The sequence below is a fragment of the Streptomyces sp. NPDC093586 genome (assembly GCF_044764905.1).
Classification (GTDB): domain Bacteria; phylum Actinomycetota; class Actinomycetes; order Streptomycetales; family Streptomycetaceae; genus Streptomyces.
Map to the genome: position 1 here is coordinate 1 of NZ_JBIWJA010000057.1, position 13,346 is coordinate 13,346.

The window sequence follows — 13,346 nt, forward strand, 5'->3', positions numbered from 1 at the left end:
TTCCCTTTCCGGCGGTTCCGACTCTATCAGATCCTTTCGGGCTCCGATTCCCCGTCAGAGGGGGTTGTCTTCCCGGCCGTTGGGCCGTTCCGACGTCTCAAACCTTAGCGGACTTTCTCGGCGTTTCCCAATCGGTGTCGACCGGGGCGTCGAGTCCCATCGGAATTGAATTCGGACATGCCGAAACAGTTCCCAAGGGGAGGTCGTGCTGGTGGTTTGGTGTGCCGCTGAAGCGGCGGGAGGTGCTGCCGCAGAACCGTTACGGCCCCGTGGCAACCCGAAGAACCTTACGGATCCCGCAGGGGACTGTCAACCATCCCTGTCAAGATCTTTTAATCGAGGTCGGTGAGCCGGCCGCCGGCGTCGGGCTGCGCGTGCTCGACCCTGCGCAGGAGGCGGGTGAGGACCTCGCCGAGGGCCGACCGCTCCTCCGGCGAGAGGTCCTGGAGCAGGTCCTCCTCGAAGACCGTGGCGAGGCGCATGGCCTCCAGCCACTTCTCGCGCCCTTCGCCCGTCAGCTCGACGATCACGCGGACCCGGTTCGACTCGTCACGCTCCCGGGTGACCAACCCCTCCGTCACCATCCGGTCGATGCGGTGGGTCATGGCGGCCGGCGTCAGGCCGAGACGCTTGGCGAGGTCGCCGGGCCCCAGCCGGTAGGGGGCGCCGGACAGGACGAGCGCCTTGAGCACTTCCCAGTCGGTGTTGCTGATGCCCAGTTCGGCCGTCTGGCGGCCGTACGCGACGTTCATGCGGCGGTTGAGCCGGGAGAGAGCCGAAACGATCTTCTCCACCTGTGGGTCCAGGTCCTGGAACTCGCGCTGGTAGGCGGCGATCTGTTCTTCGAGTGGCGGCTCGCCGGCGCCGGAGGTGTCGCCCATGGCCGCAGTATGGCACGCCTCTCCTTTGCCTTGAAGTCCTTCACTATGTACTCTTTAGCTTCGAACTTTAGCTTCTAAGTCTTCAGCCCTAACGGCTGGAGCGGACGACCAAGAGAGGGTGAACGTGACCAGGGCAATGGGCGCCGCGATGCGCCGGATCCACGTGGGCAACGCACTCAGCGCGTTCGGGCTCGGCTTCACCGTCCCCTACCTGTACGTCTATGTGGCGCAGGTACGGGAACTGGGAGCCATGACGGCGGGTCTCGTACTCGCCGTCTTCGCCGTGGCCGCACTGATCGTGCTGCCGTTCGCCGGGCGGGCCATCGTCCGGCGGGGTCCGCTGCCGGTGCTGTCGGCCGCCCTCGTCACCGCCGCGCTCGGCGCGCTGGGCCTGGGACTGGCGTCCACCGCGGCCACCGTACTGCTGTCCGCGGCCGTGCTGGGCGCGGGACAGGCCGTGATGCAGCCGGCCCTCGCCACGATGATCGTGGACTGCTCCCCGTCGGAGACGCGGTCGCGGGCGTTCGCGATGCAGTTCTTCCTGCAGAACCTGGGACTCGGTGTCGGCGGGCTCATCGGTGGTCACCTGGTCGACACCACGAGCCCCTCGTCCTTCACTCTGCTGTTCGCCATCGAGGCGGCGATGTTCCTGCTGCTGGTCGTGGTGATGGCGACGGTGCGGATGCCGCGTGCGCCGCGGGTGGAGGACGCGCCGGGGCAGGCCTCCGGCGGCAGCTGGAAGCAGCTGCTGGGCAACCGAGCCATGGTGCAGCTGTGCGTGCTGGGCTTCGTGCTGTTCTTCGCCTGCTACGGGCAGTTCGAGTCGGGGCTGAGCGCCTACGGCGTCGAGGCCGCCGGTATCTCGACGTCAGCGCTGGGCACGGCGTTGGCGGCGAACACGCTGATGATCGTGATCGCGCAGTTCGCGGTGCTGAAGTTCGTGGAGCGGCGGAAGCGGTCGCGTGTGATCGCCTCCGTGGGTCTGATCTGGGCCGTGGCGTGGGCGGTGGCCGGGTACGCCGGGCTCGGGCACGGCAGCCAGACGATGGCGACGGCCGCGTTCATCTCGACGTACGCGCTGTTCGGGCTGGGGGAGGCGCTGCTGTCGCCGACGCTGGCGCCGCTGGTGGCCGACCTGGCGCCGAGCGGGATGGCCGGGCAGTACAACTCCGCCTTCGCCCTGGTGAAGCAGCTGGCGCTGGCGATCGGGCCGGCGGTGGGCGGGCCGCTCGCGGCCTCGCTGCACGGGCCGTACATCGTGGCGTTCCTGCTGTTCTCGCTGGTCATCACGGTGCTGGCGGTGCGGCTGGGGCGGCAGCTCACGGATGTGCAGAACCAGCCGTCGCTCGCGCGGAGCCGGGTGGTCACGCAGGGCGGTGCGCCGGCGGACACCGTGGCGACCGCGGAGGCGTGAGCGATGCCGTGACGGGCCCGTGCCCGTCACGGCGCCCTGCCGGCGCCTCACGGCTTCGGCAGGGCGAACTCGCACCAGACGGACTTGCCGCCGCCGGGCGTCCGGCGGGAACCCCAGTGGGAGGCGATCGTCGCGACGATGGCGATGCCGCGGCCGGACTCGTCCCCCGGTTCCGCGCGGCGGCGCCGGGGCAGGTGGTCGTCGCCGTCGGTGACCTCGATGATCAGGCGTCGGTCCGTGCGGCGCAGGCGCAGCCGCATGGGGGGTGTGCCGTGCTGGAGGGAGTTGGCGACCAGCTCGCTGGCGGCCAGGACGCCCAGGTCGTGCAGCTCGGTGGGGAAGCGCCAGCTGGTGAGGACGCCGGAGGCGAAGGCACGCGCGCGGGGGGCCGCTTCGACGCCGCCGAGCAGTTCGAGCGTGGCGTTGCGGAAGAGTTCGGCCTCCGCGCCCTTGCGGGCGGGATGCTGGAGGACCAGGACGGCCACGTCGTCGTCGTGGTCCGGGGTGACGCCGGCCGAGCGGACCAGGCGGTCGCAGACCACCTGGGGGCTGCCGGTCGCCCCGGACAGGGCGCGTTCCAGGGCGGTGATGCCCTCGTCCAGATCCTCGTTGCGGCGTTCCACCAGACCGTCGGTGTAGAGGACGGCGGTGGAGCCGGGGGTCAGGGCGATCGAGCCCGACGCGTGGATCCACCCGCCCGTGCCGAGCGGGGGGCCGGTGGGCTCGTCGGCGCGCTGGACGGTGCCCGTCTCGTCGCGGACCAGGATGGGCAGGTGCCCTGCGGAGGCGTACACCAGCCGGCCCTCGTTCGGGTCGTGGATGGCGTAGACGCAGGTGGCGATCTGGTTGGCGTCGATCTCGGCGGCGAGGCCGTCGAGGAGCTGGAGGATCTCGTGCGGGGGCAGGTCGAGGCGGGCGTAGGCCCGCACCGCCGTGCGGAGCTGGCCCATGATCGCGGCCGCGCGGACGCCTCTGCCCATGACGTCGCCGATGACCAGGGCGGTGCGGCCGCCGCCGAGGGTGATCACGTCGTACCAGTCGCCGCCGACCGCGGCCTCGGTGCCGCCGGGGTGGTAGGTGGCGGCGACGCGCAGGTCGTCGGGTTCCTCCAGTTCCTGCGGGAGCAGGGAGCGCTGGAGGGTGACGGCGGTCTCGCGCTGGCGGCGTTCGCTCGCGCGCAGGCGTGCGGCGGCTTCGGCGTGGTCGGTGACGTCGGTGGCGAATACGAGGACACCCCGGTCGCCGCGGTCGCCGCCGTCGCCCTCGGTGACCGGGGTGCAGGTGAAGGTGTAGGAGCGGCCGTCGGGGGCCTTGCGGGACTTGAGGGTGCGGGACCTGCCGCTGCGCTGGACCTGGTCGAGGAGCGGGAAGAGCCCGAGTGCGTCGAGCTCGGGGAGTGCCTCGCGGGCCCGTCTGCCGAAGGGAGGTACGCCGAAGGCCGTGGCGTAGGCGTCGTTGACGTAGGCGACGCGGTGGTCGGGGCCGTGGACGAGGGCGACGAGGGCCGGGACGCGGTCGAGGACGTCACGCGTCGGCAGGTCGTCGACGGACGGTACGGGCGGGGCCTCGTCCGTCAGCTGTTCGGCGCGGGCGGCGGGCACGGAGCCGTCTCCCCGGCGGTCGGGGGAGAGCGTCATGTCGGTCCGCGCCGCGGCGCGGCGCTGCGTTCCGGGGAGTCGGGCGCTCCAGCGCGTGAAGTTCACGAATCCTTGCCTCGGGTAGTCGTCGGCGGCCGGTACCGGAACCGGCAGGGACCGGGAGCCGCGCGGGGTGAGCGGCGGCCCGCCCGCGGTGGTGGATCAGTCTGGCAGGGTGCCGACCGGGCCGACGTCCGTCAGACGCCGGGCCGGCCCGGGGAGTTCCTGGGTCCGGCCAGGACTACCCCTTCGGGTTGCGCGGAGGTTCCTGAGAAGGCTTTCCACCGGCCGCGAGTTCGAACTCCGCGCGAGGATGTTCGAGTGATCCCAGGGAGACGATCTCCCGTTTGAAGAGCCCGGCGAGGGCCCATTCCGCCAGCACGCGCGCCTTGCGGTTGACGGTGGGGACGCGGCTGAGGTGGTAGGCGCGGTGCATGAACCACGCCGGGTAGCCCTTCAGCCGGCGGCCGTAGACGTGCGCGACGCCCTGGTGGAAGCCGAGGGAGGCGACGGAGCCGACGTACTTGTGCGCGTACGTGTCGAGGGGCTCGCCGCGCAGGGCGTGCGCGATGTTGTCGCCGAGGACCCCGGCCTGGCGGACGGCGTGCTGGGCGTTGGGGGCGCACACCCCGCCGGGCGTGGTGGCCGTGACGTCGGGGACGGCGGCGGCGTCGCCCGCGGCCCACGCGTGCGGGGCGCCGTCGACGGCCAGCTGGGGGGTGCACACGAGCCGGCCGCGGTCGTCGAGGGGCAGGTCGGTGGCGGCGAGGACGGGGTGGGGTTTGACGCCGGCCGTCCAGACGACCGTGCGGGTGGGGAAGCGTGCGCCGTCGCTGAGGACGGCGACGCGGTCCGCGCAGGACTCCAGCCGGGTGTCCAGGCGTACGTCGATGTTGCGGCGGCGCAGTTCGGTGACCGTGTAGCGGCCCATGTCCTCGCCGACCTCGGGCAGGATGCGGTCCGAGGCCTCGACGAGGATCCACTTCATGTCCTCGGCGGTGATGTTGTGGTAGTAGCGGGTGGCGTAGCGGGCCATGTCCTCCAGCTCGCCGAGCGCCTCGACCCCGGCGAAGCCTCCCCCGACAAAGACGAAGGTGAGGGCGGCGTCGCGAATCGCGGGGTCGCGGGTGGAGGAGGCGATGTCCAGCTGCTCCAGGACGTGGTTGCGCAGGCCGATGGCCTCCTCGACGGTCTTGAAGCCGATGCCGTGGTCGGCGAGGCCGGGGACGGGGAGGGTGCGCGAGACCGAGCCGGGCGCGAGGACGAGTTCGTCGTACGTCAGCCGGCGGGCGCCCGTGCCCTCCTCCTCGGTGGCGAGGGTGCTGACGGTGGCGGTGCGGCCGGAGTGGTCGATGCCGTGCGCCTCGCCGACGACGACGTGGCACCGGCCGAGGACGCGGCGCAGCGGCACGACGACGTGGCGCGGGGAGATGGAGCCGGCCGCCGCCTCGGGGAGGAAGGGCTGGTACGTCATGTAGGGGTCGGGGGTGACGACCGTGATCTCCGCCTCGCCCCGCCGGAGTTCGTCCTTCAGGTTCCGCTGCAGACGCAGGGCCGTGTACATCCCGACGTAGCCACCGCCGACAACGAGAATGCGCGCACGTTCCTTCACCATCCCATGACGCACCCGGCGCTTGCGTTTGTCCACAGGCCCGGCGATTTGTGTGACCGGAGGCCGCTCGGGCACAGGGTTGGCCGGATCGCCGTGGTGCGGGACGCCGGTGCAGGTCAGCGCGGGTGGAGCGGCGAACGGCAGGGGGCATATTCCGGGCGTATACGGCTCGTGCTCCGATCGGGGGGCGCTCCGTGCGGAACCTGCCCCTTCTGAATTGACTCCCGCTCAACTATGTTCGTCCCCACGGAGTGTGGGGGGATGCGCTCACGGGGTCCGCGACGGGTGGACCGCGAACCGGGTCCGACACGCGCGCTCCGGCTTTCGATGGCGGGGAGAGTCTCCGGGGGGAGACGTCATTACCGGGGGATTGTCTATGCATGTTCAGGACTCTCATCGGTCGTCCGCGTCCACTGTCGCGCCTGAGGGCGCGATGAGTGCGGCGGCGGGCGGCGGGCGCGGTGACGGTGGGCGTACGGCGCCCCTGCGCGTGGACGCCCAGCGCAATCTGGAGCACGTGCTGCGCGCGGCGCGCGAGGTGTTCGGCGAGCTGGGGTACGGCGCTCCGATGGAGGACGTGGCGCGGCGCGCGCGGGTCGGTGTCGGCACGGTGTACCGGCGCTTCCCGAGCAAGGACGTCCTGGTGCGGCGGATCGCCGAGGAGGAGACGGCCCGGCTGACCGACCAGGCCCGGGCGGCGCTCGGGCAGGAGGACGAACCGTGGTCGGCGCTGTCGCGCTTCCTGCGTACGTCGGTCGCCTCGGGGGCCGGCCGGCTGCTGCCGCCGCAGGTGCTGCGGGTCGGGGTGTCGGACGACGGTGACGACGCCGTCGGCGGTACCGGTGGCGTGGCCGGTGAGCCGCGGGTGCCGCAGCAGCGGATGCAGCCCGGCTCCGGTGAGCTGCGGCTGGTGCCCGAGGATGCGGGGCAGCCGGGGCCGGGCGCGGGTTCGCCCGCCGTCCCGGGGGACGATCACGGCGCCGCGGCGCTGCTGGAGGTCGTGGGCCGGCTCGTGGAGCGCGCGCGTGCGGCGGGCGAGCTGCGGCCGGACGTGTCGGTGTCGGACGTGCTGCTGGTGATAGCCACGGCGGCGCCCTCGCTGCCCGACCCGGCACAGCAGGCGGCGGCCTCGGCCCGGCTGCTGGAGATCCTGCTGGAGGGGCTGCGTTCGCGTCCCGCGTGAGGCCGGTGACGGCGCCGGGCGGGGCCGCGGGGGAGATTCCGCGCGTTCCGCCCGGTGCCCGGCGGGGCCGGGGTGCTCCCGGCCGTCGGGGCCGGGGCGCGGGCTCCGGGACCGACGAGACCAAGGGCTTGTCCCCGCTCACCGGGAACGGAGCACGTGCTGCAGGGCCGCCGAGACCAGGGTTCTGCCCCCGTCCGCCAAGAACGGGGACGTATTCCTTCCCCGAACGGATGACCGTTAGTACTGCGTTGCGGCAAGTGGCCCCGGACGAGTGACCATCCGGGGCGCGGGTTCCCGCCGCACAGCCCCTGTGGCACCCTGACCCGGTGTTCGGGTCTGGTTGGGCAGGTGGCGGGGGCTTTCCGCGATGAGCGTTGACGGGCGGGACGGTGCACTCGGGGACGGCGACGCCGGACCCGGTGATCCGCCGCAGGTACCGGGCCAGGGCGGCCCCGTGAGCGTCCCGCAGGGCGACACCTTCACGGGGGCCGGCGTCCCGGCGCAACGGGAACTGCACGAGGACAGCGTGCTGCCGCCCCCGCGCGACGTGCCGCCGTCGGACGCCGAGCTGATCGGGCTGATGCGCTCGGGCGACGACACGGCCTACGAGGAGCTGTACCGGCGCCACGCGGGCGCGGTGCGCCGGTACGCGCGCACCTGCTGCCGCGACGCGCACACCGCGGAGGACCTCACCGCCGAGGTGTTCGCCCGCATGCTCCAGGCGGTGCGCGGCGGGTCCGGGCCCGAGCACGCCGTACGCGCGTACCTGCTGACCGCCGTCCGGCGCGTCGCCGCGGGCTGGACGCGGTCGGCCCGGCGGGAGCACCTGGTGGACGACTTCGCGGTGTTCGCCGCGCAGTCCGCGCACAGCGCCACGTTGCCGGACGACGACACCCTGGACCTGGGCGCCGACGTGCGCGCCATGCACGAGGCCGAGCAGTCCATGGCCATGCAGGCGTTCCGGTCGCTGCCGGAGCGTTGGCAGGCCGTGCTGTGGCACACCGAGGTCGAGGACGAGTCGCCGAGCGAGGTGGCCACGCTCTTCGGGCTGGACGCCAACGGCACGCGCGTGCTCGCCAGCCGCGCCCGTGAGGGCCTGAAGCAGGCCTACCTCCAGGCGCACGTCAGCAATGCCCTCGCCGCCGACGAGGAGTGTGCCCGCTACGCCGACCAGCTGGGCACCTACGCGCGCGGCAGGCTGCGCACCCGGGCCGAGCGGGGCCTGCGCAAGCACCTGGAGGAGTGCGCCCGGTGCCGGCTGGCCGCCGGCCAGATCCAGGAAGTCGCGAGCGGTATCCCCGCCGTCGTGCCGGTCGCGGTCATCGGCTGGTTCGGCGTCGCCGGGTACGCCAAGGCCGCCGGGCTCATCGCCGGGGGCGCGGGCGCCGGTGCCGCGGGCGCGGCGGCCGCGGCGGGCGGCGGCTCGTCCGGCGGGGCGGGCGCCGGGGGTGGTGCGGCGGCCTCCGAGGGGCTCGGCGCACCGGTGAAGGCGGGTATCGCGGCCGGTGTGGTCGCCGTGGCCGTCGCGGCCGGGCTGGTGTTCGCCCTGGTCGGCAACGACGCCCCGGGCAAGGAGCCGCCGAAGGCCGCCCCGCCCGCCTCCGCACCGGTGGCGCAGCCCGCGCCGGACGCACCCGCGCCACCGGAGCAGACCCCGCGCCCGCGCCCGCCGGTGGCCGCCCCCGAGCCGGCCCCCACGCCCACGCCCACGCCCACTCCGACGCCCGAGCCGACTCCGACTCCGACGCCGAAGCCCGCGCCGACACCGCCCCCGACGCCCGCCCCCGCCCCGAAGCCGGAACCGACGCCCACACCGACCCCCACTCCCCCTCCGGCACCGTCCCCGGCGCCCACACCGCCGCCCGCCCCGACCGTCTACCGGTGGAGCGAGCTGGCGTACGACGTCACCGGCGACGGCACCGGTCCCGAGATGCGGATCGCCGGGAGCAGCTGGGTGTGGCAGCGCCCCACCGTGTCGGTCGCCGACGTGCGGTACGCGCACGGTGTCACCGTGAACGGACGCTCCTCCGTCACCGTCGACCTCAACCGCTCCTGCTCGTCCTACGACGCGCTGGCCGGCGTCGACGACCTGACGATGAAGCTCGGCAAGGTCCGCTTCTCGGTGTACGCGGACGGCGCCCTGCTGTGGAACTCGGGGACGGTCGCAGGCGGGGACCCGGCGGTGCCCGTCCATGTGGACCTCTCCGGGCGCGAGACCGTACGGCTGGTGACCGAGCCGCACGGTCCCCTCGACCCGGTGGCGCTCGCGGACTGGGCGCAGTCCCGCTTCACCTGCGCGTAGGGGCCGCGGTGGGCCGCGTCAGCCCCGCCGCACCACGGCCCCCGCGCCGCCCAGTGCCCCCCGCTGGGGCGCGATGCCCGCGGGGACCGCGCGCTGCCGTGCCGGGGTGCCGGTCCAGCAGGTGCCCCGGCGGGCGAGGAGGCGGCGGAGCCAGAGCTCCAGCGAGACCAGGTCGGCCAGCCCGTCCAGCGGCAGCGGCTCACCCGCGGCCGCCCCGCGCACCGCCTTGCGCACGACCCGTGCCTCGACCAGTCCCGCCTCCGCGAGCAGCGGTGTGTCGAACAGCGCCAGCAGGGAGTCGGCGGCGACCCGCAGCCCGGCCCGCGCGGTGGAGGCGGCCAGTGCCTGCGTCGGCGCCCCCCAGCCGCTCGGCAGCTCGCTCACCCCGGCGCCCTCCAGCACCGTGCGCAGGATCGCGGCCCGTGCCCCGGGTCTCACGCGCAGCGCCTCCGGCAGCGCGCGGCAGGCGCGGACGACCTGGTTGTCGAGGAACGGTGCGTGCAGCCGCTGGAAGCGGATCTCCGCCGCCTGTTCCAGCACCCGTACCTCGGCCGCCTGCCGGGCCAGTGCCGCACGCGCGCGGAAGTCACCGGGCCGCTGCCCCGGCCCGACCCCGGACCGCTGGGTGGACGTCTGAAGACGAACCGATACTTCAGCGAGTGCTTCCCCGGTCAGCCACCGCGCCGCCGGCCCGGGCCCGGCCCAGGTGAGCACGGCGAGCGACGCCTCCATGGCACCGCCGTTCCCGTCGGCGCCGGCCATCTCGTCGAAGCGTCGGCGCAGCAGTCGCTCGGCGAGGCCCTCGACGCCCGCGCGGTAGGGCGTGCGCGACAGGCGCCGGGCCGCGGCGTACACGCGCGCGGGGACCAGCACGGAGCCGTCGGCCTTGGCGAGCGCGGCGACCGGCCGGACGAGATGGCGCCGTTTGCGGTCCATCAGCAGGTCGGCCAGCCGGGCCGGATGGGCGTCCAGCACCTGCCGAGCCCCGTAGCCGGTGAAGTGGTCCGCGCTGCCGGCGGCCAGCCGGGCCCGGTGCCGCGCCGCCGACACCAGGCAGGAGCCCGGTTCGTCGGTCAGGGGTCCGTCGAGCACGGCGTACGGCAGGGTCTCCTCGCCGCCGGTGACGACCACGTGGTGCAGCCGCGGATCGGCGGCCAGGGCGCCCGCCCGCTCCAGTTCGGATTCCCGTCCACCGACGGCCAGGTCGTTGAAGGTGACGGCGAGCAGCCGCTCGCCCGCTCCCGTGCCGTGCCCGAGCACGGTGCCCGGCATCCCCGGCAGCCCGGCGGCCAGCAGTGCCAGCGTCCCCGAGGCCGGTCCGCCGGACAGGTCGGCGCCGATCCCGGGCACCGGCATCCCGCGCGCGGCGCGGCGTTCGGCGGGCCCCATGCCCGGCACCGGTCCGGGGTCGATGCCGTCCCCGGGTACGTGCCGGGGCACGGCGAGGCGGGTCCGTACGGCCTCCACCAGCGCGTCGCGCACGCCGTCCACGGCTCTGTCCGGGTCGGCGGCGGGGGCCGCCACCGCGAGCGAGGCCACCGGCTCGTACCCGGCGATCTCGCGCGCACCGGCGCGCAGGATCAGCGCATGCCCCGGCGGAACGCGCTTCACGCCGTCGTACGGGGTGGAGTCGTCCAGGGCGGCCGGTACGTCCGGTGCGGCGAGCAGCGCGGCGAGGTGCCCGAAGTCGAGGTTGGCCTCGATGAGGTCGGCCAGGGGCAGGGCGGCGGTCGCGTACGCCGTGCCGCCCTCCCAGGGGGCGTGGAACACGGGCCGCGCGCCCGCGAGGTCGCCGCAGACGGTGATCCGCCGGCCGACCTGGACGACCGCCGTGTAGCTGCCGGGCCACGCGGTCAGGTGCCGCAGCGCACCGCCGCGCGCGGCGAACAGGCCGACGCGCAGCTGTTCGTCGGTCGCGCCGCAGATACCGAGGACGGCGATCCGGGTCTGCGGGTCGACGGTGACGACGCGCACCTCGTCGGGGCGCCAGTCGCCGACCGCCCACAGGGGGTCGGGATCGCCCCACAGGGGCTGGGACCCCACGGGCTGCACCGTCTCACCGTCGTACCCGGTGGCCCCGGCGGAGCCGCCGGCCCCCGCGCTTCCCGCGGCTCCCACGGCGGTGCTGCTCCACCCCACCAACCACCGCATCGACGCCTCCACAGGCCGGGGAACCAGTGCACCGTACGAACTGGTTCCCCATGCTGCCATGAAGGGCGCGCCGCAGAGCGTCGGCGGAGCCGCATGCGCTCCCCTGAATGCGCCCCCGCGGATACCCGCGCGAGGGGGTCAACTGCCGGTGGCCGGGCGCCGGTCACGGCGCGCAGACCTCTCGGGGGGGGGGCGTCCCGGCGACACGAATGCGCCCCCGGAACGCGCCCCCTTGACCACCCCACGCGCCCACAAGTCCCATGGTGAGGGCGCCGGAACCCCCTCGTCGCAGGGGTCTTTTTTGGCCAAATCGGCACCGCACAGACCGTGTTGAACACGCTGCGTACAGGCTCTGCGCATCGCCCGGTGGCGTGCGGTCCGGGAGACGGACCACGCCTCCCGGACCGGTCCGCCGCCCGCGGGGATGTAGACGGCGGCGTCCCCCAGCCCACCGGATCCAGTACAGCGGGCCGACCCACGCAACCGCCATGGAACCGCTCCCCCGATGGCCGGAGAAGAGCGCACGGGCGGGCGCACGGCCACACACCGGGAGCACACGGCGACGTTCCGTGCAGGGGCCGCGCTTCCGCACGGGCCACAATCCCGCCATCCGGAACAAAGCCTCTTAACGCACGGGATGCGGCGAACTACGCTGGGTTTACGAATGCCGCGTGGTTATGCCAGCACGGCAGCCGTCTGTGTCGAGGGGTGGCGCATGTCCAGGGAGCAACGCGGGCCGAACGAAAAGCTCGGCGCCGTTCTCGCCCTCGCGGGAATCAGCAACGCAGGACTCGCCCGGCGCGTCAACGACCTCGGCGCCCAACGCGGGTTGACTCTTCGCTACGACAAGACGTCGGTGGCGCGCTGGGTGTCGAAGGGCATGGTGCCGCAGGGCGCGGCACCGCACCTGATCGCCGCCGCGATCGGCCAGAAGCTCGGCCGGCCGGTGCCGCTGCACGAGATCGGTCTGGCGGACGCGGACCCCGCCCCCGAAGTGGGTCTCGCCTTCCCGCGGGACGTCGGGCAGGCGGTCAGGTCCGCCACCGAGCTGTACCGCCTCGACCTCGCCGGACGCCGGGCCGGCTCCGGCGGCATCTGGCAGTCGCTCGCCGGCTCCTTCGCGGTGAGCGCGTACGCGACGCCCGCCTCACGGTGGCTGATAACCCCGGCCGACAGCTCGGTGGCGCGTGACGCGAGCCCGGTCGAGGGCTCCGGCGCACCGGTCAAAGTCGGCCACAGCGATGTGCGGAAACTGCGGGAGGCCGCCGAGGACGCCCGCCGCTGGGACTCCAAGTACGGCGGCGGCGACTGGCGTTCGTCGATGGTCCCCGAGTGCTTACGCGTCGAGGCGGCGCCGCTGCTCCTCGGCTCCTACTCCGACGAGGTCGGCCGCGCCCTGTTCGGCGCCTCGGCCGAACTGACCCGCCTGGCCGGCTGGATGGCCTTCGACACCGGCCAGCAGGAGGCGGCCCAGCGCTACTACATCCAGGCCCTGCGCCTGGCCCGCGCGGCGGCCGACGTCCCCCTGGGCGGCTACGTCCTCGCCTCCATGTCCCTCCAGGCCACCTACCGCGGCTTCGGCGACGAGGGCGTGGACCTCGCCCAGGCCGCCCTGGAGCGCAACCGCGGCCTGGCCACGGCGCGCACGATGAGCTTCTTCCGCCTGGTCGAGGCACGCGCACACGCGCGCGCGGGCGACGCACCGGCGGCGGGCGCCGCCCTGAAGGCCGCCGAGAGCTGGCTGGAACGCGCCCGCCCGGGCGACAACGACCCGACCTGGCTGGGTTTCTACTCCTACGACCGGTTCGCCGCCGACGCGGCCGAGTGCTACCGCGACCTGAAGGCACCACGCCAGGTCCGCCGCTTCACCGAGCAGGCCCTGTCGCAGCCGACGGAGGAGTTCGTACGCTCGCACGGGCTCAGGCTCGTCGTCTCGGCGGTGGCCGAGCTGGAGTCCGGCAACCTGGACGCGGCCTGCGAGCAGGGCGTGCGGGCGGTCGAGGTCGCCGGGCGCATCTCCTCGGCCCGTACCACCGAGTACGTCAGGGACCTCCTGCACCGCCTGGAGCCGTACGGCGACGAACCGCGCGTGGTCGAGCTCCGCGAGCGTGCCCGGCCGCTCCTGGTGACCCCGGCCTGAGACCGGCGCCGCGCGGGTTTGAGGGC

Annotated in this window: 8 protein-coding genes; 4 read left to right on the forward strand and 4 right to left on the reverse strand. The window is 74.1% G+C overall.

Annotated elements, in window-relative coordinates; all coding sequences use genetic code 11:
• Positions 1–332: 332 nt before the first annotated feature.
• Positions 333–881: a MarR family winged helix-turn-helix transcriptional regulator gene (locus ACIRFH_RS34215; RefSeq protein ID WP_403529708.1), complete on the reverse strand. Its 549-nt coding sequence runs from the start codon at positions 879–881 to the stop codon at positions 333–335.
• A gap of 136 nt (positions 882–1,017) precedes the next feature.
• Between ACIRFH_RS34215 and ACIRFH_RS34220 the strand changes: the two genes are divergently transcribed.
• Complete coding sequence (locus tag ACIRFH_RS34220) at positions 1,018–2,295, forward strand: MFS transporter (protein ID WP_403529785.1); 1,278 nt, start codon at positions 1,018–1,020, stop codon at positions 2,293–2,295.
• A gap of 47 nt (positions 2,296–2,342) precedes the next feature.
• Here the strand turns inward: ACIRFH_RS34220 and ACIRFH_RS34225 are convergent, their stop codons facing one another.
• Complete coding sequence (locus ACIRFH_RS34225) at positions 2,343–3,998, reverse strand: SpoIIE family protein phosphatase (protein WP_403529711.1); 1,656 nt, start codon at positions 3,996–3,998, stop codon at positions 2,343–2,345.
• A gap of 175 nt (positions 3,999–4,173) precedes the next feature.
• On the reverse strand, positions 4,174–5,547 hold the full coding sequence (locus ACIRFH_RS34230) for an NAD(P)/FAD-dependent oxidoreductase (protein ID WP_403529714.1): 1,374 nt from the start codon (positions 5,545–5,547) through the stop codon (positions 4,174–4,176).
• A 373-nt stretch (positions 5,548–5,920) separates the two neighbouring features.
• On the opposite strand from ACIRFH_RS34230, the gene ACIRFH_RS34235 reads away from it, so the two are divergent.
• Positions 5,921–6,727, forward strand: a complete 807-nt coding sequence (locus tag ACIRFH_RS34235; RefSeq protein ID WP_403529717.1) for a TetR/AcrR family transcriptional regulator — start codon at positions 5,921–5,923, stop codon at positions 6,725–6,727.
• Positions 6,728–7,094: 367 nt separating this feature from the next.
• Positions 7,095–9,029: a sigma-70 family RNA polymerase sigma factor gene (locus tag ACIRFH_RS34240; RefSeq protein ID WP_403529720.1), complete on the forward strand. Its 1,935-nt coding sequence runs from the start codon at positions 7,095–7,097 to the stop codon at positions 9,027–9,029.
• Positions 9,030–9,047: 18 nt separating this feature from the next.
• Here the strand turns inward: ACIRFH_RS34240 and ACIRFH_RS34245 are convergent, their stop codons facing one another.
• A complete protein-coding gene (locus ACIRFH_RS34245) occupies positions 9,048–11,180 on the reverse strand; it encodes an asparagine synthase-related protein (RefSeq protein ID WP_403529723.1) in 2,133 nt (710 codons plus the stop codon).
• 715 nt (positions 11,181–11,895) lie between these two features.
• Here ACIRFH_RS34245 and ACIRFH_RS34250 point away from each other — a divergent pair.
• Positions 11,896–13,320: an MFS transporter gene (locus ACIRFH_RS34250; protein WP_403529726.1), complete on the forward strand. Its 1,425-nt coding sequence runs from the start codon at positions 11,896–11,898 to the stop codon at positions 13,318–13,320.
• Positions 13,321–13,346 lie beyond the last annotated feature (26 nt).